The 23,999-nt window shown below is 38.5% G+C and carries 26 protein-coding genes; 25 read left to right on the plus strand and 1 reads right to left on the minus strand.

The window, feature by feature from the left end; genetic code table 11:
* The first annotated feature begins 43 nt into the window (after window positions 1-43).
* From ACWPVF_RS03240 to ACWPVF_RS03355, 24 genes are all read left to right on the plus strand, one after another.
* Complete coding sequence (locus tag ACWPVF_RS03240; protein ID WP_454384662.1) at window positions 44-751, plus strand: glucosamine-6-phosphate deaminase; 708 nt, start codon at window positions 44-46, stop codon at window positions 749-751.
* A gap of 304 nt (window positions 752-1,055) precedes the next feature.
* Complete coding sequence (locus ACWPVF_RS03245; RefSeq protein ID WP_454384664.1) at window positions 1,056-4,814, plus strand: Spy0128 family protein; 3,759 nt, start codon at window positions 1,056-1,058, stop codon at window positions 4,812-4,814.
* A 151-nt stretch (window positions 4,815-4,965) separates the two neighbouring features.
* A complete protein-coding gene (gene rpsU, locus ACWPVF_RS03250) occupies window positions 4,966-5,142 on the plus strand; it encodes a 30S ribosomal protein S21 (protein WP_000048054.1) in 177 nt (58 codons plus the stop codon).
* Window positions 5,143-5,206: 64 nt separating this feature from the next.
* Window positions 5,207-6,169, plus strand: coding sequence for a hypothetical protein (locus ACWPVF_RS03255; protein WP_454384666.1), 963 nt, complete (start codon window positions 5,207-5,209; stop codon window positions 6,167-6,169).
* A gap of 135 nt (window positions 6,170-6,304) precedes the next feature.
* On the plus strand, window positions 6,305-7,240 hold the full coding sequence (gene hprK / locus ACWPVF_RS03260; RefSeq protein WP_247912109.1) for an HPr(Ser) kinase/phosphatase: 936 nt from the start codon (window positions 6,305-6,307) through the stop codon (window positions 7,238-7,240).
* Window positions 7,233-8,021, plus strand: a complete 789-nt coding sequence (gene lgt / locus ACWPVF_RS03265; protein ID WP_414261645.1) for a prolipoprotein diacylglyceryl transferase — start codon at window positions 7,233-7,235, stop codon at window positions 8,019-8,021. Before hprK ends, lgt begins: the two co-directional genes overlap by 8 nt.
* 1 nt (window position 8,022) lies before the next feature.
* Window positions 8,023-8,406 carry a DUF948 domain-containing protein gene (locus ACWPVF_RS03270; protein WP_414261646.1) on the plus strand — a complete coding sequence of 128 codons (384 nt, stop codon included), beginning with the start codon at window positions 8,023-8,025 and terminating at the stop codon, window positions 8,404-8,406.
* Window positions 8,407-8,420: 14 nt separating this feature from the next.
* Window positions 8,421-8,816 (plus strand): YtxH domain-containing protein, encoded by a 396-nt coding sequence (locus tag ACWPVF_RS03275; RefSeq protein WP_414261647.1) that lies wholly within the window; start codon window positions 8,421-8,423, stop codon window positions 8,814-8,816.
* A gap of 85 nt (window positions 8,817-8,901) precedes the next feature.
* Entirely contained in the window at window positions 8,902-10,032 is a 1,131-nt protein-coding gene (gene hemW, locus ACWPVF_RS03280) for a radical SAM family heme chaperone HemW (RefSeq protein ID WP_454384669.1), read from the plus strand.
* A 4-nt stretch (window positions 10,033-10,036) separates the two neighbouring features.
* Window positions 10,037-10,774, plus strand: a complete 738-nt coding sequence (locus ACWPVF_RS03285) for an acyl-ACP thioesterase domain-containing protein (protein ID WP_454384671.1) — start codon at window positions 10,037-10,039, stop codon at window positions 10,772-10,774.
* A gap of 10 nt (window positions 10,775-10,784) precedes the next feature.
* The gene (locus ACWPVF_RS03290) at window positions 10,785-11,558 is read left to right on the plus strand and encodes a TIGR01457 family HAD-type hydrolase (RefSeq protein WP_454384673.1); all 774 of its coding nucleotides are present in this window, start codon (window positions 10,785-10,787) and stop codon (window positions 11,556-11,558) included.
* The gene (locus ACWPVF_RS03295) at window positions 11,548-12,171 is read left to right on the plus strand and encodes a TIGR01906 family membrane protein (RefSeq protein ID WP_045615610.1); all 624 of its coding nucleotides are present in this window, start codon (window positions 11,548-11,550) and stop codon (window positions 12,169-12,171) included. Before ACWPVF_RS03290 ends, ACWPVF_RS03295 begins: the two co-directional genes overlap by 11 nt.
* A gap of 146 nt (window positions 12,172-12,317) precedes the next feature.
* Window positions 12,318-12,719: a Spx/MgsR family RNA polymerase-binding regulatory protein gene (locus ACWPVF_RS03300; RefSeq protein ID WP_016466013.1), complete on the plus strand. Its 402-nt coding sequence runs from the start codon at window positions 12,318-12,320 to the stop codon at window positions 12,717-12,719.
* Window positions 12,720-12,998 (plus strand): UPF0223 family protein, encoded by a 279-nt coding sequence (locus ACWPVF_RS03305; protein WP_045615617.1) that lies wholly within the window; start codon window positions 12,720-12,722, stop codon window positions 12,996-12,998.
* A complete protein-coding gene (locus ACWPVF_RS03310; protein WP_454384676.1) occupies window positions 12,988-13,755 on the plus strand; it encodes an inositol monophosphatase family protein in 768 nt (255 codons plus the stop codon). Before ACWPVF_RS03305 ends, ACWPVF_RS03310 begins: the two co-directional genes overlap by 11 nt.
* Window positions 13,756-13,761: 6 nt before the next feature.
* Window positions 13,762-15,075 carry an RsmF rRNA methyltransferase first C-terminal domain-containing protein gene (locus tag ACWPVF_RS03315; protein WP_454384678.1) on the plus strand — a complete coding sequence of 438 codons (1,314 nt, stop codon included), beginning with the start codon at window positions 13,762-13,764 and terminating at the stop codon, window positions 15,073-15,075.
* A 110-nt stretch (window positions 15,076-15,185) separates the two neighbouring features.
* Window positions 15,186-16,064 (plus strand): phosphate ABC transporter substrate-binding protein PstS, encoded by an 879-nt coding sequence (locus ACWPVF_RS03320; RefSeq protein ID WP_454384679.1) that lies wholly within the window; start codon window positions 15,186-15,188, stop codon window positions 16,062-16,064.
* The gene (pstC, locus tag ACWPVF_RS03325; protein WP_254726118.1) at window positions 16,064-16,981 is read left to right on the plus strand and encodes a phosphate ABC transporter permease subunit PstC; all 918 of its coding nucleotides are present in this window, start codon (window positions 16,064-16,066) and stop codon (window positions 16,979-16,981) included. The genes ACWPVF_RS03320 and pstC overlap by 1 nt, the downstream gene beginning before the upstream one ends.
* Window positions 16,971-17,855, plus strand: a complete 885-nt coding sequence (gene pstA / locus ACWPVF_RS03330) for a phosphate ABC transporter permease PstA (protein WP_006153485.1) — start codon at window positions 16,971-16,973, stop codon at window positions 17,853-17,855. Before pstC ends, pstA begins: the two co-directional genes overlap by 11 nt.
* 10 nt (window positions 17,856-17,865) lie before the next feature.
* Complete coding sequence (gene pstB / locus ACWPVF_RS03335) at window positions 17,866-18,669, plus strand: phosphate ABC transporter ATP-binding protein PstB (RefSeq protein WP_049495489.1); 804 nt, start codon at window positions 17,866-17,868, stop codon at window positions 18,667-18,669.
* Between the two features lie 12 nt (window positions 18,670-18,681).
* Window positions 18,682-19,440 carry a phosphate ABC transporter ATP-binding protein PstB gene (gene pstB / locus ACWPVF_RS03340; protein ID WP_454384682.1) on the plus strand — a complete coding sequence of 253 codons (759 nt, stop codon included), beginning with the start codon at window positions 18,682-18,684 and terminating at the stop codon, window positions 19,438-19,440.
* Between the two features lie 10 nt (window positions 19,441-19,450).
* Window positions 19,451-20,104 carry a phosphate signaling complex protein PhoU gene (gene phoU, locus ACWPVF_RS03345; RefSeq protein WP_004252561.1) on the plus strand — a complete coding sequence of 218 codons (654 nt, stop codon included), beginning with the start codon at window positions 19,451-19,453 and terminating at the stop codon, window positions 20,102-20,104.
* A gap of 92 nt (window positions 20,105-20,196) precedes the next feature.
* Complete coding sequence (locus ACWPVF_RS03350; RefSeq protein WP_454384684.1) at window positions 20,197-20,664, plus strand: NUDIX hydrolase; 468 nt, start codon at window positions 20,197-20,199, stop codon at window positions 20,662-20,664.
* Between the two features lie 117 nt (window positions 20,665-20,781).
* Window positions 20,782-21,597 (plus strand): ABC transporter substrate-binding protein, encoded by an 816-nt coding sequence (locus tag ACWPVF_RS03355; protein WP_454384686.1) that lies wholly within the window; start codon window positions 20,782-20,784, stop codon window positions 21,595-21,597.
* A gap of 19 nt (window positions 21,598-21,616) precedes the next feature.
* On the opposite strand, the gene ACWPVF_RS03360 is transcribed toward ACWPVF_RS03355, so the two are convergent.
* Window positions 21,617-22,891 (minus strand): aminotransferase-like domain-containing protein, encoded by a 1,275-nt coding sequence (locus ACWPVF_RS03360; RefSeq protein WP_454384688.1) that lies wholly within the window; start codon window positions 22,889-22,891, stop codon window positions 21,617-21,619.
* A gap of 375 nt (window positions 22,892-23,266) precedes the next feature.
* On the opposite strand from ACWPVF_RS03360, the gene budA reads away from it, so the two are divergent.
* Window positions 23,267-23,995 (plus strand): acetolactate decarboxylase, encoded by a 729-nt coding sequence (gene budA, locus ACWPVF_RS03365; RefSeq protein WP_454384690.1) that lies wholly within the window; start codon window positions 23,267-23,269, stop codon window positions 23,993-23,995.
* The last annotated feature ends 4 nt before the right edge of the window (window positions 23,996-23,999 follow it).

Raw genomic sequence — 23,999 nt, forward strand, 5'->3', positions numbered from 1 at the left:
GTCTATACCATATAATAAAATAAAGAAATATGGAGGAACAATTATGAAAGTTATTCAAGTGAAAAATCCTGAAGAAGGTGGAAAAGTAGCTTTTGATATTTTAAAAGAAAAGCTAGCAAACGGTGCTAAAACATTAGGGCTTGCGACAGGTAGCAGCCCGCTTGAATTTTACGCAGAAATCGTTAAGAGTGATCTTGATTTTTCAAATCTTACTAGTGTGAACTTAGACGAATATGTAGGCTTAGATGGAGATAATCCTCAATCCTATCGTTACTTTATGCAAGAAAATCTTTTCAATAAAAAGCCATTCAAAGAAAGCTTTTTACCGCGTGGTGTCAAAGACAATGCAGAAGAAGAAGTAGAACGCTATAACCAAATTCTTGCAGATCATCCAGTCGATTTGCAAATTTTGGGAATTGGTCGAAACGGTCATATCGGATTTAATGAACCAGGCACACCATTTGATAGCCAAACTCACCTTGTAAATCTTGATCAGTCTACTATTGAGGCTAATGCTCGTTTCTTTGAAAAAATCGAAGACGTCCCAACACAAGCTATCTCAATGGGAATCAAAAATATCTTAGATGCTAAGTCTATTCTTCTATTTGCTTATGGTCCTTCAAAAGCAGAAGCTATTGCAGGAACTGTTGAAGGTCCAGTGACTGAAAATCTACCAGCAAGTAGCTTACAAAATCATCCAGATGTAACCATTATTGCGGATGCAGAAGCGCTAAGTCTATTGAATCAATAATATTTATACTATACTATACTATAGAGGGAAGCTATTCAAAATTCATTTGGATGGCTTTTCATTTTGAATATATTAAATTTGTCTGACTCCCTAGATTTCTAGTGGATAATTTTACGAAAAATGTACGTTAAACAATAGAATGTTATAAAAGGATTGGAAATTAAAAAAATAATTAAAAATATACTAAATAATAGGCTTTTAACGCCTGAATTTATTGACTTTTAAATTGAAATATAGTACTATTGTCTTGGATTATTTAATAATTCAATATATTTAAAAAAATAGGGAAAGAAGGAAATATTTAATGGTGAAAAAGTTAAAGAAAAAGCCGTTTATAATATTTTTTGTATCAGTTCTGACCTTCTTGAGCGCATTGTTCTTATCGACCAATGTCGCTTATGCAGATGGGAAAGAATTAACGGGTGTAGTAACTGATATCAGTGTCCTCAATATGTCGGATTCCAAATTGGAACCGAATAGTGACGGTACTTATCAGATTATTACCAATCGTTCAAATCAGTTCTTTGTTCAATTTGACCTCAAGCAATATGATGGTAAATTGGCCAATGGCGATTACTTTGATGTAGATATTCCTACACCGGTAACTGTCTACAATGGAACGACTGAATTGTTCGATAAAGAAACAAAAGTTAATATTGGTACAGTAGTTGTTACTGCTAATGGTGATAACCAAGGTGGTAAGGCACGTGTTACTTTGAAGAACCTTGATGAGTTCCAAGCTAAAACAGGCGGGGATACCGTTAAAGGCGTGAAAGGAAATTATGCAATTACTTTCTTGTTCAAGAGTGACCAAACAGCAACGCCGCTTACTTTTGAAAACAAGGGTGTTGGTAAAACAATCACACATACCTTTACATCTAAGACAGTTGACAGCAAGCAAGAAGGTTTCGAAAACTATGCTAAGGTTGGTAACGATGTAGTAAGTAAAGAATGGACTTCAGCAAAGTTGGCAGCTATTGGTTCAGTAGGTAAAGGTGATGTATACTCTCCATGGAGAATTCGTGTCAATACTGGAAGACAAGACTATGGTAAAAACCTAGTTTTGAATGACTTCCTTCCAAATACATCTGAGTTTGCTCCTATCCAGTATATCCCAGAATCATTGGTAGTTTATTCATCTGCTACATTGAACGATGGTACTTCTCAAGTTCCGTCTGATGCTAAGAAGATGGTAGAAGGTACTGACTATACTGTAGCTTGGAATGAGAACTATACTCAGTTTAAGCTTATCTTTGCAGATGGTTCTAAATCATACTGGGTTGAGTATCATACAACTACACCTGGTGATGGTAGAAAAGTTCAAAACGTTATCCAGTTGACTACAGCAGATGGAACTCCACTTACTTATCGTAGTAATCGTCCACAACAAAAATTTGAAGCTGAACGTGTATCTCTTGTAAAAGGACAAATCGAAGCTTCTACAGCCTTCAAGATTAAGATCAACAAGACAAATGCCTTCACATTGGTTCCAGTTGCAGGCGCAGTTTATACTGTTAAGTCAGAAGACGGAACTATCTCTACAGAATTGACTACAAATGAAAAAGGTGTGGCAATCTCTGATGAGTTTGATCAGAAATATGTCGGTAAGACATTCATTATCAAAGAGAAAACAGCTCCTGCTGGATATACTCTTGATGAAAAAGAATATAAGGTAGTTCTTGGAGCCGAAGGTTCTAAGATTAACCTTCAAGACGAACCAATCGCAGCAGATTTCTCAATTACTGCTAAGAAAGTAATTGCTGGAAATCGTCCAGTAGCCTTGAAAGAAGGTGAGTTCAAGTTTGATTTGTACAATGCAAACAACTTGACTACTCCAATTGCTTCAACAACAAACAAAGCAGATGGAAGCATCACATTTGAAGGTTTGAAAGCTAAAGGTCCTGGTACCTACAACTATGTCATCAAAGAAAATACTGAAACAAAAGTTCCTGGTATCACATTTGATGAAAACTCATACGAAGTAACAGTCGTTGTTAAAGCTGAAGGTGGAACACTTAAAGCTGAGGTTACAACTCAAACACCTACTTTAACAAACACATATGAGCCATCACCTGCTCGTGCTACATTCAAAGCAACGAAAGAATTAGTTGGTAAAGAACTTGCTAAAGAACAATTTGAGTTTGAATTGAGCGAAGGTGGAAAAGTCATTGCAACATCATCAAACGGTAAGACAGTTAATGGTGTTGAAGCAGCAACAGATGAAGTAGTCTTCTCAGTTCTCTATACTGAAGCTGGAGACCACGAATATACAATTACAGAAAAAGCTGGTACAGCAGAAGGAGTTACATACTCTAAAGAAAGCTACACAGTTCATGTTAAAGTTGTAGATAATGGTGAAGGTAAACTCGTAGCTACTGTTACAGAAGCAGATGAAGCTCGTAAGTTCACAAACACTTATAAAGCAACTCCAGCAGAAGCTGTAATCAAAGCAACTAAAGAATTAGTTGGTAAAGAACTTACTAAAGAACAATTTGAGTTTGAATTGAGCGAAGGCGGAAACGTCATCGCAACATCATCAAACGGTAAAGAAGTTGAAGGTGTTGAAGTTGCAACAAACGAAGTAGCCTTCAAACTTTCATACACTGAAGCAGGCAATCACGAATACGTATTGACAGAAAAAGCTGGTTCAGCAGCAGGAGTTGAGTACTCTAAAGAAAGCTACACAATCCACGTCTCAGTAGCAGATAACGGAGAAGGTAAATTGGTAGCAACTGTTACAGAAGCAGATTCAACTCGTAAGTTTACAAACAAATATAAAGTATCACCAACAGAAGCAGTTATCAAAGCAACTAAAGAATTAGTTGGTAAAGAACTTGCTAAAGAACAATTTGAGTTTGAATTGAGCGAAGGTGGCAACGTAATCGCTACATCATCAAACGGTAAAGAAGTTGAAGGTGTTGAAGTTGCAACAAACGAAGTAGCCTTCAAACTTTCATACACTGAAGCAGGCGAGCACGAATACGTGTTGACAGAAAAAGCTGGTTCAGAAGAAGGAGTTACATACTCAACTGAAAGTTACACAATCCATGTCTCAGTGGTAGACAACGGCGAAGGTAAACTCGTTGCAACTGTAAAAGAAGCTGATGCAGCACGTAAGTTTACAAATACTTACACTACAACAACAGAAGCTCCTACAACAACAGAAGCTCCTACAACAACAGAAGCTCCTACAACAACAGAAGCTCCTACAACAACAGAAGCTCCTACAACAACAGAAGCTCCTACAACAACAGAAGCTCCTACAACAACAGAAGCTCCTACAACAACAGAAGCTCCTACAACAACAGAAGCTCCTACAACAACAGAAGCTCCTACAACAACAGAAGCTCCTACAACAACAGAAGCTCCTACAACAACAGAAGCTCCTACAACAACAGAAGCTCCTACAACAACAGAAGCTCCTACAACAACAGAAGCTCCTACAACAACAGAAGCTCCTACAACAACAGAAGCTCCTACAACAACAGAAGCTCCTACAACAACAGAAGCTCCTACAACAACAGAAGCTCCTACAACAACAGAAGCTCCTACAACAACAGAAGCTCCTACAACAACAGAAGCTCCTACAACAACAGAAGCTCCTACAACAACAGAAGCTCCTACAACAACAGAAGCTCCTACAACAACAGAAGCTCCTACAACGACAGAAGCTCCTACAACGACAGAAGCTCCTACAACGACAGAAGCTCCTACAACAACAGAAGCTCCTACAACAACAGAAGCTCCTACAACGACAGAAGCTCCTACAACAACAGAAACTACTACAACGACAGAATATCATAACCCACATGGTAGAGGTGACGGTAGCACTACAACAACAACTACAACAACCACTACTACTGAAGAACCAGGTCGTCCAGGAAACGGAGATGGAGATGGTGCTGGTAGAACAACTACAACTCCAGAACCAGGTCGTTCAACAACAACAGAAGAAGGACCAACTCTTCCATTTACTGGTGAAGCTACAAGCCTAGTACTTGTATTGGCAGGTGTGGTAATCTTGTCAGGTACTGTAGTAATGAAACGTAAATTTTCTAAATAATCATGTTTAGAAAATCTATAATTTCTTGAAGAGGACTATATAGTCCTCTTTCTTTATGAATCAAAATTAATAGGTACACTATTTTTTCTTGACAATTTTCACCAATTCATGTAGAATAGAATAGATCTTGAACTTGAAGGGAGTGAAAAAAATGTCTAAAACAGTAGTACGTAAGAATGAATCTCTTGACGATGCTCTTCGTCGTTTCAAACGTGCGGTTACTAAAGCTGGTACTCTTCAAGAAACACGCAAACGTGAATTCTATGAAAAACCTTCTGTAAAACGTAAACGTAAATCAGAAGCAGCTCGTAAACGTAAAAAATTCTAATTGAAATGAAAGGCTAGACTTGTCTAGTCTTTTTTTGCACATTGTTTAGAGATATGAGGAACTTATGAAAGAGTATATAAAAGAATATCAAAAGATGCGCGAAGTACGTTTTAAGGATTGGGGTTATTATTCAACTCCTATAAACTGGCAGGAATTTGAAGAGTCTAATCAGAGGATTTTTCAAAAGTATTTGAAGGATTCGAAAGTATTGTCCGATAATGTTTTAAGGACAAAGTTGTACAGTAGCTTATTGCTAGATGATATCAAGTATTTTGCATACTATATAGCTTTTTTAGACGGAGATTACAAACAATTAAATAATGCTCTGTGGCAAACAGGAAGAGAAGAATTGATCAGAGGAGGTTTGCTTGCAAGTGGAACAATCTATACAGATGGTATTTTGAGAGGCTTATTTACTTCTTTTGCATGTAACGATTTTTCAGTCATTTCATCTTATATACCAAAAGACTTGCCTTTACTGAAAGGAACCTATTATCCCCAAAATGTCATCAATCTTTTACACGCTCTTTATTATCAGGATGAAGACAGATTATCAGAGTCTATCATATTGGCACAACAGTTTCTAGAGAAGAAAAAACGAACAGGTATGGAAGAATTTTCTGTTCGTTACTTTATAAACTTGGCAAGAAAAGACGCAGCTGGGATAAGCCAAAACTTACAAAACTTATGCCTAGCTTATCAGAGACGGGGTTATCCCTTTGAGAAGATAGATAAATGCTTCGCTGATGAAGTTCATGGTCTTTATCGCTTGGTGAAATATTTTGATGATTCCATGTTTGAAGAGGTTCGTATGCCGTCTCATAAGACTTTTCTGCAGGAATTTGAAAAATGGCAAGTTCAAAATCAGTTTCCACAAGGACAACAGTTCTATATTTATCCACAAGATATGGCTGATGCAAACAAAATACTAAAAAATGAACTTCCGAGAATTCACATAGAAAAATCTGGAAGGGATTTGGTGATAGACGTTGACCGGTTTGCCGTTGATTTGTCTCAACTGATTTGAGAAAGTACGAGAAGACTCACATGCTAAATCATTTTTAAGGCAACTTTAAATAAATACTGTAAATCTTGCAAAAAAAGGAAACTTCCAGCTACAATCTGATATAATAGTAAGAGAACTCGATTTAAGGAGAAATATATGTCGGTTTCAGTAAAAGAAGTAATTGAGAAGCTTAGATTAGACATTGTCTATGGGGAGCCTGAATTACTTGAAAAGGAAATTAATACTGCAGATATAACGCGACCTGGTCTCGAAATGACAGGCTATTTTGATTACTATACTCCAGAGCGTATTCAATTGTTGGGGATGAAGGAGTGGTCTTACCTAGTCTCTATGCCTTCTCAAAATCGTTACGATGTCTTGAAAAAAATGTTTCAACCGGAGACACCTGCGGTCATTGTTGCGCGTGGTCTAGTTGTTCCTGAGGAAATGTTAAAGGCAGCTAGAGAATGTAAAATCGCAATTTTAACAAGTCGTACAGCAACCAGTCGTTTGTCTGGAGAACTATCTAGCTATCTTGATTCTCGTCTAGCAGAACGTACTAGTGTACACGGTGTCCTAATGGATATCTATGGTATGGGTGTTCTCATTCAAGGTGATAGTGGAATTGGTAAGAGTGAGACAGGTTTAGAACTAGTTAAACGTGGTCACCGCTTGGTGGCAGACGATCGAGTAGATATCTATTCTAAGGATGAAATGACTCTCTGGGGTGAACCTGCTGAAATTTTGAAACATCTGATTGAAATTCGTGGAGTTGGTATCATTGATGTCATGAGTCTTTATGGAGCTAGTGCTGTTAAGGATTCTTCACAGGTCCAGCTAGCTGTTTATTTGGAAAATTACGATACACATAAGACCTTTGACCGCTTGGGGAACAATGCTGAAGAGTTGGAAATTTCAGGTGTTTCTATTCCGCGTATTCGGATTCCTGTAAAAACAGGTCGCAATATTTCTGTGGTCATCGAAGCTGCTGCCATGAACTATCGTGCTAAGGAAATGGGCTTTGATGCGACACGTCTCTTTGAAGAAAGATTGACGAAATTAATTGAAAAGAACGAGGTGCAAAATGATTGATCCAGTTGCTTTTCAAATAGGTCCCTTTGCTGTTCGCTGGTATGCTATCTGCATTGTATCTGGATTAATACTAGCAGTTCTTCTTGCAATGAGAGAAGCACCCAAAAAGAAAATTTTATCTGATGATATTATTGACTTTATCCTAGTAGCCTTTCCTCTGTCCATTATTGGTGCAAGACTCTACTATGTCATCTTTAAGTTTGACTATTATAGTCAACATATTGGAGAAATCTTTGCTATATGGAATGGTGGTCTTGCGATTTACGGCGGTCTAATTACTGGAGCGATTGTACTTTATATTTTCGCAGACCGTAAATTAATCAATACCTGGGATTTCTTGGATATTGCAGCTCCGAGCGTTATGATTGCTCAGAGTCTAGGACGTTGGGGAAATTTCTTTAACCAAGAAGCTTATGGCGCAGTTGTAGAGAGTCTTGACTACTTGCCTGGTTTCATTAAGAATCAGATGTATATTGATGGCTCATATCGACAACCAACCTTCCTGTACGAGTCCATTTGGAATCTGATTGGTTTCGCTTTAATTGTTATTTTTAGACGCCGATTAAAGGGTATTCGTCGTGGTCATATCACAGCTTTTTATCTAATTTGGTATGGATTTGGCCGTATGATTATTGAAGGTATGCGTACAGACAGTCTGATGTTCTTAGGAATTCGAGTATCTCAGTTGTTATCTGTCTTCTTAATTGGTCTTGGAATTTATATTATTATGTATCAAAACCGAAAAAAAGCACCATTTTATAATGTAAAAAAGGAGAATTAAAATGTTAGAAGTTGCTTATATTTTTGTGGCTATCGCCTTGATTGTATTTATAGTTTATTTGATTATTACGCTTCAAAAAGTTGGACGTGTAATCGATGAAACTGAAAATACTGTTAAAACGCTAACTTCAGATGTAAATGTTACTCTACATCACACAAACGAGCTTCTTGCCAAGGTCAATGTTCTTGCTGATGATATCAATGTCAAAGTTGCAACCATTGATCCACTCTTTACAGCTGTTGCAGATCTTTCTGTTTCTGTTTCTGATTTAAATGAGCAGGCTCGTGTCTTGAGTAAAAAAGCATCATCTGCAGGTTCAAAAACATTAAAGACTAGTGCAGGTTTGTCTGCCATTCGTGTTGCAAGTAAATTTTTTAAAAAATAAAAAGGAGATAAGTCATGGGTAAATTATCATCAATCCTTTTAGGAACTGTTTCAGGTGTGGCTGTTGCCTTGTTTTTAACAAGTGAAAAAGGGAAACGCGTTACGAGTCAAGCACAAGACTTTTTAGAAGATCTGAAAGAAGATCCAGAATACGCAAAAGAACAAGTCTGTGAAAAGCTGGCTGATGTCAAAGATCAAACCAAAGAATTTGTTCTTAAAACTAAGGAACAAATCGAATCTGGGGAAATTACGATTGATACAGTCCTAGATAAAGCAAAATACCATGCTCAACAAGCGACTGAAGCTTCAAAAGAGACCTTGAACAATCTCAAGGAACAATTGGAAGAAAAAGTAGTTGTTGAAGAGCAAGAAGACGGTCAAGAAATCATCATTGAAATCGAAGAAGACTAAAATAGAATCACTATTCTTGATTTTCTAAAGAATCAGGAATGGTGATTTTTTTCTTGAGGCAAGTCTTTGTGGTATAATAAATACTATGCAGAAGAAACCAACATCAGCTTATGTGCACATCCCTTTTTGTACACAAATCTGTTATTATTGTGACTTTTCTAAGGTCTTTATAAAAAATCAACCGGTAGATAGCTATCTAGAGCATCTCTTAGAAGAGTTTGCTTCTTATGATATTCAAAAGTTGCGTACTCTCTATATTGGAGGAGGGACACCGACAGCCTTGTCTGCTTCACAATTGGAAGTTTTATTAGACGGTTTGACTAGGAATCTGGATTTGTCTGTTTTAGAAGAGTTAACCATAGAGGCCAATCCTGGCGATTTGGATGAGGATAAGATTGCAGTTTTAAAGAATTCAGCTGTCAATCGTGTTTCACTAGGTGTTCAAACATTTGATGATAAAATGCTGAAAAAAATTGGTCGAAGCCATTTGGAAAAAGATATCTATGAAAATATAGACCGTCTCAAGTTAGCAGGGTTTGATAATATTTCCATTGACTTAATCTACGCTCTTCCTGGTCAGACTATGGACCAGGTTAAGGACAATGTTGCCAAGGCCATCGCTTTGGACATTCCCCACATGAGTCTCTATAGTTTGATTTTGGAAAATCATACGGTCTTTATGAATCGCATGCGGCGTGGAAAGTTACCACTTCCTAAAGAAGAAGTAGAAGCTGAGATGTTCGAATATATCATTGCTGCATTAGAGCGTGCTGGTTTTGAGCATTATGAAATTTCAAATTTTTCAAAACCTGGCTTTGAAAGTCGTCACAATCTTATGTACTGGGACAATGCTGAGTATTATGGTATAGGTGCAGGTGCGTCTGGCTATATAAACGGTGTTCGCTATAAAAACCATGGGCCTATCCGCCATTATCTAAAGGCAGTAGAAGAAGGGAATGCTCGTTTTAACGAAGAACACCTGAGTCAAAGGGAGCAAATGGAAGAAGAGATGTTTCTTGGTCTTCGCAAGAAATCCGGAGTTTCCATTGCACGCTTTGAAGAAAAATTCGAACGGTCTTTCCAAGAACTTTATGGGGATATCGTCAAAGACTTGATTCAACAAGGTCTCATGCAGATTGATGGCGATCGTGTTCGGATGACTAAGAGAGGTCTCTTCTTAGGTGATACAGTAGCAGAACGATTTATATTGGAGTAAAATTATGGGCTTAACTTATCAAATGAAGATGAAAATTCCTTTTGATATGGCTGACATGAATGGTCATATCAAACTACCAGACGTTATCTTGTTGTCATTACAGGTATCAGGGATGCAGTCAATTGATCTGGGAGTGAGCGACAAGGATGTTTTAGAACAGTATAATCTAGTCTGGATTATCACAGATTATGATATCGATGTGGTACGCTTACCTCAATTTGCTGAGGAAATCACAATTGAAACGGAAGCCTTGACTTACAATCGTCTATTTTGTTACCGCCGCTTTACCATTTACGATGAAGCTGGTCAAGAAATTATTCACATGGTAGCTACCTTTGTCCTTATGGATCGTGAGAGTCGTAAGGTTCACCCTGTAGAACCAGAAATTGTCGCACCTTATCAATCTGAGTTTTCTAAGAAATTGGTCCGTGGACCAAAATACACAGAGTTACAAGACGCGATTAGCAAGGACTACCACGTTCGTTTTTATGACTTGGATATGAATGGTCACGTCAATAACAGCAAATATCTGGACTGGGTTTTTGAAGTTATGGGGGCAGATTTTCTGACCAATCATATTCCTAAAAAAATCAACCTCAAATATGTCAAGGAAGTTCGACCAGGTGGTATGATCAGCTCTAGTTATGAATTGAATGGACTGGAAAGCAATCACCAAGTTACAAGTGATGGCGACATCAATGCTCAGGCAAAAATAACTTGGCAAGAAATTAACAAAGATTAGAAGGAAATGTATGACTTATAAAGGCTATTTGATAGATTTAGACGGAACAATCTATAAGGGGAAAGATAGAATCCCAGCAGGTGAAGCTTTTGTTCATGAATTGCAAAAAAGAGAGATTCCTTATCTCTTTGTGACAAATAATACCACTCGTACACCTGAAAGTGTTCAGGAGATGTTAGCCAATCAGTTTAATATCGACACACCTGTATCGACAATTTATACTGCAACCTTAGCGACTATTGATTACATGAATGATTTGGGGCTTGAAAAGACAGTTTATGTGATTGGAGAAGCAGGGCTCAAGGAAGCGATACAAGCAGCTGGTTATGTTGAAGATAAAGAAAATCCTGCCTATGTGGTTGTAGGTTTGGACTGGCAAGTTGACTATGAAAAATTTGCTACTGCAACCCTAGCTATCCATAAAGGTGCTCATTTTATCGGCACCAATCCAGATTTAAATATTCCAACAGAACGTGGACTTTTACCTGGTGCTGGTTCACTGATTACTCTTCTTGAAGCAGCAACTCGCGTAAAACCAGTTTATATTGGAAAACCAAACGCGATTATTATGGATAAGGCTGTTGAACACCTAGGATTTGAACGCCAAGAAATTGTCATGGTGGGGGATAATTATCTTACTGATATTCGCGCTGGTATTGACAATGGGATCCCTAGCCTTTTGGTGACGACAGGATTTACAAAACCTGAAGAAGTAGCGGATTTACCAATCGCCCCAACCCATGTCCTCTCAAGTCTAGCGGAGTGGAATTTCGATGAAAACTAAGTTAACTTTTGGAGGAAGTCTCCTTTTCCTCCTTTCGCTTTCTATTTTATTGACCATTTATCTAGCTTGGTTGGTTTACCCTCTGGAAATTTCTTGGTTACACCTAACCAGTCGTGTTCCTTTCCAACCTCAGACAATCCAGCATAACTTTAATGTTTTGATGGATTATTTGACCAATCCATTGAATCAAGCATTGAAAATGCCAGATTTTCCTTCTTCTGCTTCAGGCATCCATCATTTTGCAGTTGTCAAGGGGCTCTTTCACCTAGCCCAAGGAGTAGCGATAGTTACCCTACCGATTTTCTATCTTTTTTGGAAGGAAGTCATTCAGAAAGGTTTTCTGTCTCTATATCGCAGAGGCCTCTTGATTATGCTGTCTCTACCTCTGGTTCTTGCTTTAGTTGGTATTTTCATTGGATTTGAACAATTCTTTACTTTATTTCATCAAATCCTTTTTGTGGGAGATGATACTTGGCTTTTTGATCCAGCAAAAGATCCAGTCATTCTCATCCTACCAGAGGACTTTTTTCTTCATGCCTTTCTTTTATTTTTCTGCTTGTATGAATTGATTTTTGGATTTATGTACCTTAAAAGTCGAAAAATAGGCAATTAAAAGAATAAATGCATAAAAATGTTTTAAAAGAATGTGCGAAAAACCTATTTTTCTTGAAAAAATAGGTTTTTTTACGGAAATAACTAGTCAAGCGCTTTAATTTTTTGTATAATAGAGTGAGAAAAGTATGCAAAGAAGAGAATAGCATGATTACACTATTTTTATCACCAAGTTGTACATCATGTCGTAAGGCAAAGGCTTGGCTAGATAATCATAAGGTGCCTTTCCAAGAGCACAATATTATGACCAGTCCTTTATCAAGAAAAGAGTTGCAACACATTCTTTCCTTGACCGAAAACGGTACCGATGACATCATTTCAACTCGTTCAAAAATTTTCCAAAAGTTAAATATCGATGTGGAAAGTATCTCGGTGACGGAGTTGCTTAGTTTAATTGAGCAGTACCCTAGTCTTTTGCGTCGTCCTATTATCATTGATGATAAACGTATGCAGATTGGCTTTAATGAAGATGAAATTCGTGCGTTTCTTCCTCGTAGTTATCGTAAGCAAGAATTGAAAGAAGCTACATTGAGAGCTGGTATTAATTAGATGAATAAACAGTATAGTTACCCACTAGATTTGTCGTGGAGCACTGAAGAACTTGCTTCAGTGCTTTCTTTTTTTAATGATGTTGAAGCTGCCTATGAAACTAAGGTAGAAGCAAAAAGACTTTTAGATTCCTACAAGGTATTCAAGTCAGTCGTTCCAAGTAAGAGTGAAGAAAAACGTTTGGGACGTGAATTTGAATCAGTGAGTGGATATTCTTTCTACCGTGCAGTCCAATTGGCAAAAGAAAAAGGAGAAGGGAAGATTTCACTTGGAAAATAAATTTACATTTGCCAAAGAAATTGTCAGGGAAGCTGGGGAATACATTCTCCAGCATATGAAAGAAGATCTCCATGTTGAGAGAAAGTCTTCCCCTACAGATTTGGTAACTAAGTTAGATAAAGAAGTTCAAGACTTACTTATTAAAAAAATCCGTTCTCGCTATCCAGATGATCTATTTTGTGCAGAAGAAGGCTGCATGCGTGCAGCAGTAGGACAAGATTCTGTATGGATTATTGATCCTATTGATGGAACAAACAACTTCGTAGCACAAGGTGAAGATTTTGCCGTTATGCTGGCCTATTTTGAGGAAGGTGTTGGTAAGTTTGGTATTATTTATGATGTCATGAAAGGTGATTGTTACCATGGTGGAGGAGACTTCCCGCCCTGTCGCAATGACGAACCTTTGCCACTCTTTAAAAAGAAACCCTTGAGAGAATTTTTGGTAGCTGGTAATTCTGGAATGTTAGCGACTAACGAATGGGGCTTAGCGGATTTGGGAAACGCTGCACTTGGGACACGAGTTTATGGCAGCGCCGCTATTAGTTTTGCCAAGGTGCTATCAGGTCGACTTTTAACCTATATCACTTATTTACAACCTTGGGATTATGCGGCTGCAAGTATCCTAGGTGAGAGTTTGGGTTATAAGGTTTTTACGATTGCTGGTGAGGAAGTCGATTTTCAAACACGACAGGCCGTTATGATGTTGCCAGTCGAGATGAAAGATGAGATTCAATCCTATATCTATGAAAGGAAATAAATCTACATGCAATTTCCAGATGGATTTGTAAAAAAATACGAAACAATATTGGGAGATGAGGCAAGAGCTTTTCTTGCCTCTTTTGATGATGAGGCTGTTTCTGCTTTTCGTGTCAATCCCTTAAAAGAAAGTCAAGTTTCTTTTTCAGACGCTATTACAAATACACCTTGGGGCTACTATGGTAAGGTTTCTGGAAAGTCTCCAGAGCATGTAACTGGTCTGGTCTATTCCCAAGAACCGGCTGCACAAATGGTGGCGCAAGTAGCTCAGCCAAGTCCTGGCATGAAGGTCTTGGATTTGGCAGCAGCACCTGGTGGTAAATCGACACAATTGGCAGCCTATCTAGCAGGTGAGGGGCTCCTCGTTTCCAATGAAATTTCAAGTAAGCGAGCAAAAATACTGGTTGAAAATATGGAACGTTTTGGTGCGACAAATGTTGTTATAACCAATGAATCTGCAGACCGTTTAGCCAAGGTTTTTAAAGGCTATTTTGACCTGATCGTTTTAGATGCACCTTGCTCAGGAGAAGGGATGTTTCGTAAACAACCTGATGCCATGGACTATTGGAGTGAAGAATACCCAAGACAGTGTGCTAGCCTACAACGTGAGATTTTAGAAGATGCGGTTACCATGTTGGCTGATGGTGGTCGTTTGGTTTATTCTACCTGTACATGGGCTCCAGAAGAAAATGAAGAAATCATTAGCTGGCTCATGGATAATTATGACTTTGAACTCATTCCAGTAGAACATATAAATGGTATGTCACAAGGAATCAACCAAGCTGAGACAGCTAGAATGTACCCTCATCACTTTAAGGGAGAAGGTCAGTTCGTGGCCCATCTTCAGTTTAAAGGTCAAAACAAGGCTGGGAAGTTCAAACCTTCTAAATCAAACCTATCTCATGAACAGATTTCCTTATGGCAGGATTTTGAGAAGAAACATCTGAAAGAAAAACTGACCGGTGTTCTACAAGTTTTCGGTGACCAGCTTTATCTCTTGCCAGAAGTCTTACCAGATTTGGGTAAGCTTAAGATTGCTCGTAATGGTCTTCATCTCGGGACTTTTAAGAAGAAACGTTTTGAACCAAGCTTTGCACTTGGATTAGCTTTAAAACCAAGCCAAGTCAAACAATCAATTGAAATTCATCAAGAAGACTTCGTTAAATACGTGGCCGGTGAGACAGTTCAATCGTCTGAAACTCTGCCAAATGGTTGGTACCAAGTTTTGGTTGGAGGGAATGGTCTGGGCTTTGCTAAAGTGACCGGAAATACTCTAAAGAATTATTTCCCTAAGGGCTTGAGGTTTAAGGTAAAAAACTAGTCAAAATCAGTATTCTATGTTATAGTGGAAGTATGGATTTTTCGTGAAAAACATTAGAAAATAAGGGCGAAAATCCGGGTTATTCATCATTATTTTCAAGGAGACAAATAGTGAAAAAATTTAAAAAACTCACCATTTCTCTTGCAACTCTTTTACTTGCTGGTTCGCTAGCAGGGTGTGCAAGTTGGATTGACCGTGGGGAGTCTATGACGGCTGTCGGGTCAACTGCCCTTCAACCTTTAGTTGAGGCAGCTGCTGATGAATTTTCGTCAGCTCACATCGGTAAAACAGTCAATGTTCAAGGTGGTGGATCTGGTACAGGTCTGTCTCAGGTTCAATCAGGAGCAGTAGATGTTGGGAACTCTGATGTATTTGCTGAGGAGAAAGACGGGATTGATGCTTCTGCCTTGGTGGATCATAAGGTTGCTGTTGCAGGCCTAGCTGTCATTATCAATAAAGAAGTAGATGTCGATAATCTAACGACAGACCAGCTCCGACAAATCTTTACAGGAGAAATTACCAACTGGAAAGAAGTTGGTGGGAAAGATCTAGCTATTTCAATTATCAACCGTGCGGCGAGTTCAGGTTCTCGTGCGACCTTTGACAGTGTGATTATGAATGGTCAGTCAGCGGTGCAAAGTCAGGAACAAGATTCAAACGGTATGGTCAAATCAATCGTTTCTCAAACACCTGGGGCTATTTCCTACCTAGCATTTGCATATGTTGATGATTCAGTTGGAACAATCAAACTCAATGGCTATGAACCGACTTCAGAGAATGTAACTACTAATAATTGGCCTTTGTGGTCTTATGAACACATGTATACACTTGGTGAGCCAAATGAATTGGTTGCCGAATTCTTAAACTTTGTCCTTTCAGACGAAGTTCAGAACGGAATCGTTAAAGGAATGGGCTATATTTCTGTTAAAGAAATGAAGGTCGAAAAAGATGCTGCAGGCACTGTGACAGTGCTAGAAGGGAGTCAATAATGAATCAAGAAGAATTATCTAAAAAATTGCTCTCTCCGTCAAAGAACTCTCGTCTTGAGAAATTAGGAAAAGGACTAACATTTGCCTGCCTTTCTTTGATTGTCATCATCGTTGCTATGATTTTGATCTTTGTAGCCCAAAAAGGCTTGTCCACTTTCTTTGTTAATGGTGTGAATATCTTTGATTTTCTTTTTGGTGCAACTTGGAATCCGTCAGGTAAACAATTTGGTGCCCTTCCAATGATTTTAGGTTCCTTTATTGTTACTATCCTGTCAGCTCTTATTGCAACACCATTTGCCATTGGTGCAGCAGTCTTTATGACAGAAGTATCACCAAAAGGGGCAAAGATTTTGCAACCTGCTATTGAACTCCTAGTTGGGATTCCTTCAGTAGTTTATGGATTTATCGGTTTGCAGGTCGTCGTACCTTTTGTACGTAGTGTCTTTGGTGGAACGGGTTTTGGTATTTTATCAGGAATTTTCGTTCTCTTTGTTATGATTTTGCCGACTGTAACCTTCATGACAACAGATAGCCTACGTGCGGTTCCTCGTCACTACCGTGAAGCAAGTTTAGCCATGGGAGCGACTCGCTGGCAAACCATCTGGCGTGTAACCTTGAAGGCTGCTCGTTCAGGTATTTTTACGGCAGTAGTATTTGGAATGGCGCGTGCCTTTGGTGAAGCCCTTGCGATTCAGATGGTTGTCGGAAACTCAGCAGTTATCCCAACTTCATTGACGACACCAGCAGCGACTTTGACATCTGTTTTGACCATGGGAATCGGAAATACAGTTATGGGAACTGTTGATAATAATGTTCTTTGGTCACTGGCTCTAGTGTTGCTCTTGATGAGTTTGGCCTTTAACAGTGTCATTAAATTGATTACGAAAGAAAGAGGAAAGAAAAACTATGCACGCTAAGAAATTAGATAAACTTGCAACAGCTGTCCTCTATACCATCGCAGGAATCATTGTGACCATTCTAGCTTCCTTGATTCTCTATATCTTGGTTCGAGGCTTACCTCATGTTTCTTGGTCCTTCTTGACTGGAAAATCATCTTCTTACCAAGCAGGTGGAGGTATTGGAATTCAGCTTTATAATTCCTTCTTCCTTTTGGTCATTACCTTATTCATTTCTGTACCATTATCCATGGGGGCTGGAATTTACTTGGCTGAGTATGCCAAAAAAGGTCGTGTTACCAACTTCGTACGTACCTGTATTGAGATCTTGTCTTCTCTACCATCCGTAGTTGTGGGACTCTTTGGTTACCTCATCTTTGTAGTCCAGTTCGAGTATGGATTTTCTATTATTTCAGGTGCCTTGGCTTTGACGGTCTTTAACCTTCCACAGATGACTCGTAATGTTGAAGACAGTTTGAAGCACGTTCACCATACGCAACGTGAAGCTGGTTTGGCGCTTGGACTCTCTCGTTGGGAAACTGTGCTTCATGTCGTTATCCCAGAAGCTCTTCCTGGTATTGTAACGGGTATCGTGCTTGCATCAGGTCGTATCTTTGGTGAAGCAGCTGCCCTTATCTATACGGCAGGTCAATCCGCACCAGCTCTTGATTGGTCTAACTGGAACGTCCTAAGTGTATCTAGTCCTATCTCTATCTTCCGTCAAGCAGAAACCTTGGCTGTTCATATCTGGAAAGTCAACAGTGAAGGAACTATTCCTGATGGAACTCTTGTTTCAGCAGGTTCTGCAGCGGTGCTCCTCATCTTTATTTTAATCTTTAACTTTGGAGCACGTAAACTCGGAAGCTATCTACATAAGAAATTAACCGCAGCCTAAAGGAGAAGCCATGTCAAAATATAATTGGGATGAAAGGCATATCATTACTTTTCCAGAAGAAAAAGTGGCCCTCTCTACGAAGGATTTACACGTTTACTACGGTAAGAATGAATCCATCAAGGGCGTGGATATGCAATTCGAAAAAAATAAAATTACGGCCTTGATCGGACCGTCAGGTTCTGGGAAATCAACCTACCTACGCAGTCTCAACCGTATGAATGATACCATTGATATTGCTAAGGTTACAGGACAAATTCTCTATCAGGGAATTGACGTTAACCGTCCTGAAATCAATGTTTATGAAATGCGTAAACATATCGGAATGGTGTTCCAACGTCCAAACCCATTTGCTAAATCAATCTACCGCAACATCACCTTTGCACACGAACGTGCAGGTGTTAAGGATAAGAAAGTCCTTGATGAAATTGTAGAAACCTCACTTCGTCAGGCTGCCCTCTGGGATCAGGTCAAAGATGACCTTCATAAGTCGGCCTTGACCCTTTCAGGTGGTCAACAGCAACGTCTCTGTATTGCTCGTGCTATTTCTGTAAAACCAGATATTCTCTTGATGGATGAGCCTGCCTCAGCCTTGGATCCGATTGCGACAGCTCAGCTTGAGGAAACTATGTTGGAGTTGAAGAAGGACTTTACCATCATCATCGTGACCCACAGTATGCAGCAGGCTGCGCGTGCAAGTGACTACACTGGATTTTTCTACTTGGGAGATTTAATTGAGTACGATAAAACGTCAAATATTTTCCAAAATGCCAAGCTACAGTCAACAAACGATTATGTAACTGGACACTTTGGTTAGAAAGGAAACAGTATGATAGAACCGATTTTACAGGTCAAAGACCTGTCTGTTTATTACAACAAAAAGAAGGCCTTGAATAGTGTTTCCTTATCTTTCCAACCCAAGGAAATTACAGCTCTTATCGGTCCCTCTGGATCTGGGAAATCAACACTTCTAAAGGCTATTAACCGAATGGGTGACCTTAATCCTGAAGTGACGACAACTGGATCAGTGGTTTACAACGGCCACAATATTTATAGCCCTCGTACCGATACAGTTGAATTACGTAAGGAAATCGGAATGGTTTTCCAACAACCCAATCCATTCCCCATGTCTATCTACGAAAATGTTGTCTATGGACTAAGGATTAATGGGGAGAAAGATAAGCAAGTCTTGGACGAAGCTGTAGAGAAAGCCTTAACCCGTGCTTCAATCTGGGATGAGGTCAAGGACCGCTTGCATGATTCTGCAATTGGTCTGTCTGGTGGACAACAACAACGTGTTTGTGTAGCCCGTGTTTTGGCGACTAGTCCAAAGATTATCCTCTTGGATGAGCCGACCTCAGCCTTAGACCCTATCTCGGCTGGAAAAATTGAAGAAACCCTATATAGCCTTAAGGACAAGTACACCATGCTATTGGTTACTCGTTCCATGCAGCAAGCATCTCGAATCTCTGATAAAACAGGCTTTTTCCTCAATGGAGATTTGATTGAATTTAACGATACCAAGGAAATGTTCCTCTATCCACAACATAAGGAAACAGAAGATTACATTTCAGGTAAATTTGGATAAGGAGAAAAAGATGTTACGATCTCAATTTGAAGAAGATTTAGAGAAATTGCACAACCAATTCTACGCCATGGGACAAGAAGTTCTTTCCCAAATCAATCGTACTGTACGTGCTTTTGTCACCCATGACCGTGACTTGGCTAAAGAAGTCATTGAGCAAGACGCAGAAGTCAATGAATACGAATTGAAACTTGAAAAGAAATCATTTGAAATTATTGCCCTTCAACAGCCGGTATCACAAGATTTACGTACAGTTCTAACAGTTCTAAAGGCTGTTTCAGACTTGGAACGTATGGGAGACCACGCTGTATCCATTGCTGAGGCAACCATTCGTATGAAGGGTGAACAACGCATCCCAGCAGTTGAAGAAGAAATCAAAAAGATGGGACGTGATGTTAAAGATTTCGTGGAAACAACCCTTGAACTTTACCTTAACGGATCAGTGGATAAGGCATACGAAGTTGCAACCATGGATGAAAAAATTAACCATTATTTCGAAAATATTCGTGACCTTGCAACTGAAGAAATCAGAAAAAATCCAGATGCTATTGTCACAGGACGTGATTACTTCCAAGTGATTTCATACTTGGAGCGCATCGGTGACTATGCAAAAAATATCTGTGAATGGGTCGTTTACTTTGAAACAGGTAAGATTGTCGAATTGTAAAATATTTAGAAGATAATAATTATTGTGAAAGCTTACTTTTTAATATAGTAAGCTTTCATTGTATCGATAGTTTTCTTTGCCAGGGGTGAATAATGAACTATATACAGAGTATAAGAAAAAAAGTTGGAAAAGATAAAATTATTTTAAATTTTACTTGTGGAATTTTAAGTCAGTCAGGAAAAATATTATTACAAAAACGAGCAGACAAAGGAACTTGGGGTTTACCAGGTGGTGCTATTGAATTAGGTGAATCGGCTGTAGAAGCATTAGTTCGAGAGTTTTATGAAGAAACTGGAATCGAAGTGAGAGCGGAAAAACTTTTAAATGTTTATACTAAATATTCAGATAGTTATCCAAATGGTGATGAGGCACAAGTTCTTACAATTTTGTATTTAGTTTCATCTGAAAATTCTATTTCTACAAATTTTTTTTCAAGTGATGAAACTTTAGAATTAGGATTTTTTGATCATATGGACATACAAAATATTGCAATTGTAAACCAGCAACATCAAGATATGATAAATGATTTTTTTGAAAATAGATTTCCAATAGATAGATAAATTAACCAATAAATTTTTATTTTTGTAAATACAATTTATAAAAATGCAAGAAAAAGTTTGACAAGTATTTTTAAATAGGGTATAATTATACAAAATTAACAGAGAGGTTGTTTATTTATGAAATTTAAAAAATGGATATTTGTTTTATGTAGTTTTCTTGCAAGTTTCTTTTTAGTAGCTTGTCAATCATCTAGCTCAAGTTCACAGTCTGCAGTAGAGGCAATCAAACAAAAAGGGAAATTGGTGGTTGCAACTAGCCCAGACTATGCACCATTTGAGTTTCAAGCACTTGTAGATGGTAAGAACCAAGTCGTAGGTGCTGATATTGATATGGCCCAAGCAATCGCTGATGAACTTGGAGTGAAATTGGAAGTTTCAAGCATGAGTTTTGATAATGTCTTGACTAGTCTTCAAACAGGAAAAGCAGATTTGTCAATTGCAGGAATCAGTGCAACTGAAGAAAGAAAAGAAGTCTTTGATTTCTCAATTCCTTACTATGAAAATAAAATTAGCTTCCTAATCAGAAAAACTGATCTTGAAAAATACAAAGATTTGGATTCTCTAGCAAGTGCAAATATTGCAGCTCAAAAAGGAACTGTCCCTGAATCTATGGTTAAAGAGCAACTTCCTAAAGCGCAGTTGACTTCATTGACAAATATGGGGGAAGCTGTTAATGAACTCCAATCAGGTAAGGTTGATGCTGTTCATATGGACGAGCCAGTAGCCCTAAGCTATGCAACGAAGAATTCTGACTTGGCTGTTGCAACAGTAAGCTTGACTATGAAAGAAGGCGAAGCAAATGCAGTTGCTATTAAAAAAGGCAATTCAGATTTGAAGGAAGTAGTAGATAAGGTCATCCAAAAATTGAAAGATGACGGTACTTATCAAACATATCTTGAAAAAGCTGCCAAGCTAACAGAAGTAGAACAATAAAAAATAACAGAGTTGGTTTTTAATCCAGCTCTGTTTTTAAGTAGTTTAGTGTTGCTTCAAGATTTTCTAAAGGAACCTTAGCAAATTGATAAGGACAAGTTTCAATGTAGGATGATTCGAAAAAGTCAAGATTTAAAGGACTGTGTTTGAGACTTGCAATCTTAGGATAGTCTCTAAGATCAAGTAGGACCCCATCATGGAGAGGATAGTTTGGCAGAGAAATGGGATAAGCTTTTAAAAGCTTATGAATGAAATCTTGATTTTTTTCTTGCAGTACCAATCTTGCTAATCTGTTTTTTTCAAAAAGCTGACTATCAATATAGAGAGACAAGGCCTTTTGCATGATAAGGTTGTTATCATAGTCCAGAATATTTTTATAGGCCACAAAAGCATCTTTAATAGCATTTGGAAGTATGAGAGCAGTGATTCGAAGTGCGGGGAAGATACTCGTAGAAAAAGATTTGATATAAATGACCAAATCATGCTGGTCCAGATAATGAAAGGTTTGTCCCATTTTAGGATCCAAGTCACCTAGATAGTCATCTTCAACGATATAGATTTGATATTTTGCAGCCAAATCAAGGATAGCAAGTTTTTCCTCTTCAGAATAGGAATGCCCCAGAGGATAGTGGAAACGGGGAATAGTATAGAAAAACTTAATCTTTCCACTCTTAAACTGTTTCTCAAGTTCGTTTAGGTCAATACCGTCCACCCGACGTTCAATGGTTTGATAGGGAATGTTTTGAGCTAGTAGCAGTTGATTCATCCGATGATAGGTCGGTTGTTCAACCAGTATTTCCTGAGCTTGACCTGGAAAATAAATCTGAGAAAGAATAAACAGTGCTTGCTGGGTTCCAGATGTCATGACTAACTGGTCTGCCTTACTATAAATCGCTTGATCAAAAAGTAATGTCTGAACAGATTTTCGTAATTCTTCTAAGCCCTCTTGGTTTTCATAGTAGTTGTAGAGATAATTTTCTCGTCCAATCAAGCTTTCATTGACGCAAAGCCGAAAATCATCATAGGCAGCCACATGTTCATCATTAACGGAGATAATGAGGTCTTCGTGACTGGTTTGTTGTTCCAATACATAATAACCACTTTGAGGTTTGGAGTAGATGTATTTCTCGTATCGAAGTTCCATGAGTGCACGCTGAATGGTGTCTTTACTACAGTGGAAATCTTGACTGAGTCTTCGAATAGATGGCAGGCGACTTCCTGTTGCAAATCTACCTGATTCTATCTCATTTTTTAGATAGTGCACGACTTGTTCGTACTTGCTTTCTTGCTTCATCCCAGACCTCTCATGATTTTGTTACATTGTACCTTTTTTTTAGAAGTTTGGCAATGTTATACTCTTCGAAAATCTCTTCAAACCGCGTCAAGTTCGCCTTGCCGTATGTATATGTTACTGACTTCGTCAGTTCTATCCACAACCTCAAAACAGTGTTTTGAGCTGACTTCGTCAGTTCTATCCATAACTTCAAAACAGTGTTTTGAGCTGACTTCGTCAGTTCCATCTACAACCTCAAAGCAGTGCTTTGAGCAATCTGCGGCTAGTTTCCTAGTTTGAACTTTGATTTTCATTAAGTATTAAAAGGCAGTCGAGCATTCAATTCTAATCAGAAATGTGATATACTTAGTAAGTAAATTTTCAAAGAAGAGTGAGATGATAAAGGTGCAAGAACCAGTTAAATTATTCCAATACAATACTTTGGGAGCCTTGATGGCTGGACTTTACGGTGGAACTATGACAGTTGGTGAGTTACTTGAACATGGAGATTTAGGGCTAGGAACCCTAGATTCTATCGACGGGGAATTGATTGTCTTAGATGGAAAGGCTTATCAAGCTAAGGGGTCAGGTGAAAAACCTGAGATTGTAGAAGTTTCACCAGATGCACTGATCCCTTATGCGGCAGTTGTACCCCACCAGGCAGAAGTTATTTTCCGCCAACGTTTTGAAATGACTGATAAGGAACTAGAAAAACGTATTGAATCCTACTATGATGGAGAAAACCTTTTCCGTTCGATTAAGATTCATGGTGACTTTAAACATATGCATGTTCGCATGATACCAAAATCGACAAGCGAAACGAAGTTTGCTGAGGTTGCGACTCATCAGCCTGAATATAGTTGCGAAAATATCTCTGGGACTATCGTTGGATTCTGGACACCTGAAATTTTCCATGGTGTCAGTGTCGCAGGCTATCATTTGCATTTTATTTCAGATGACCTAACCTTTGGTGGTCACGTTATGGACTTTGTCATCAAGGAGGGAATCGTAGAGGTTGGAGCTGTCGATCAGTTGGATCAACGTTTCCCTGTCCAGGATCGTCAGTACCTCTTTGCTAAGTTCAATGTTGATGAGATGAAAAAAGATATCGATCAGGCTGAATAAAAGG

It is taken from the genome of Streptococcus sp. Marseille-Q7087, from assembly GCF_965111935.1.

Bases quoted from the DNA above. Each gene is read 5' to 3' on its own strand.
- ACWPVF_RS03240 (WP_454384662.1), top strand. From the start codon at position 44: ATGAAAGTTATTCAAGTGAAAAATCCTGAAGAAGGTGGAAAAGTAGCT.
- ACWPVF_RS03245 (WP_454384664.1), top strand. From the start codon at position 1,056: ATGGTGAAAAAGTTAAAGAAAAAGCCGTTTATAATATTTTTTGTATCA.
- rpsU (WP_000048054.1), top strand. From the start codon at position 4,966: ATGTCTAAAACAGTAGTACGTAAGAATGAATCTCTTGACGATGCTCTT.
- ACWPVF_RS03255 (WP_454384666.1), top strand. From the start codon at position 5,207: ATGAAAGAGTATATAAAAGAATATCAAAAGATGCGCGAAGTACGTTTT.
- hprK (WP_247912109.1), top strand. From the start codon at position 6,305: ATGTCGGTTTCAGTAAAAGAAGTAATTGAGAAGCTTAGATTAGACATT.
- lgt (WP_414261645.1), top strand. From the start codon at position 7,233: ATGATTGATCCAGTTGCTTTTCAAATAGGTCCCTTTGCTGTTCGCTGG.
- ACWPVF_RS03270 (WP_414261646.1), top strand. From the start codon at position 8,023: ATGTTAGAAGTTGCTTATATTTTTGTGGCTATCGCCTTGATTGTATTT.
- ACWPVF_RS03275 (WP_414261647.1), top strand. From the start codon at position 8,421: ATGGGTAAATTATCATCAATCCTTTTAGGAACTGTTTCAGGTGTGGCT.
- hemW (WP_454384669.1), top strand. From the start codon at position 8,902: ATGCAGAAGAAACCAACATCAGCTTATGTGCACATCCCTTTTTGTACA.
- ACWPVF_RS03285 (WP_454384671.1), top strand. From the start codon at position 10,037: ATGGGCTTAACTTATCAAATGAAGATGAAAATTCCTTTTGATATGGCT.
- ACWPVF_RS03290 (WP_454384673.1), top strand. From the start codon at position 10,785: ATGACTTATAAAGGCTATTTGATAGATTTAGACGGAACAATCTATAAG.
- ACWPVF_RS03295 (WP_045615610.1), top strand. From the start codon at position 11,548: ATGAAAACTAAGTTAACTTTTGGAGGAAGTCTCCTTTTCCTCCTTTCG.
- ACWPVF_RS03300 (WP_016466013.1), top strand. From the start codon at position 12,318: ATGATTACACTATTTTTATCACCAAGTTGTACATCATGTCGTAAGGCA.
- ACWPVF_RS03305 (WP_045615617.1), top strand. From the start codon at position 12,720: ATGAATAAACAGTATAGTTACCCACTAGATTTGTCGTGGAGCACTGAA.
- ACWPVF_RS03315 (WP_454384678.1), top strand. From the start codon at position 13,762: ATGCAATTTCCAGATGGATTTGTAAAAAAATACGAAACAATATTGGGA.
- pstC (WP_254726118.1), top strand. From the start codon at position 16,064: ATGAATCAAGAAGAATTATCTAAAAAATTGCTCTCTCCGTCAAAGAAC.
- pstA (WP_006153485.1), top strand. From the start codon at position 16,971: ATGCACGCTAAGAAATTAGATAAACTTGCAACAGCTGTCCTCTATACC.
- pstB (WP_049495489.1), top strand. From the start codon at position 17,866: ATGTCAAAATATAATTGGGATGAAAGGCATATCATTACTTTTCCAGAA.
- pstB (WP_454384682.1), top strand. From the start codon at position 18,682: ATGATAGAACCGATTTTACAGGTCAAAGACCTGTCTGTTTATTACAAC.
- phoU (WP_004252561.1), top strand. From the start codon at position 19,451: ATGTTACGATCTCAATTTGAAGAAGATTTAGAGAAATTGCACAACCAA.
- ACWPVF_RS03350 (WP_454384684.1), top strand. From the start codon at position 20,197: ATGAACTATATACAGAGTATAAGAAAAAAAGTTGGAAAAGATAAAATT.
- ACWPVF_RS03355 (WP_454384686.1), top strand. From the start codon at position 20,782: ATGAAATTTAAAAAATGGATATTTGTTTTATGTAGTTTTCTTGCAAGT.
- ACWPVF_RS03360 (WP_454384688.1), bottom strand. From the start codon at position 22,891: ATGAAGCAAGAAAGCAAGTACGAACAAGTCGTGCACTATCTAAAAAAT.
- budA (WP_454384690.1), top strand. From the start codon at position 23,267: ATGATAAAGGTGCAAGAACCAGTTAAATTATTCCAATACAATACTTTG.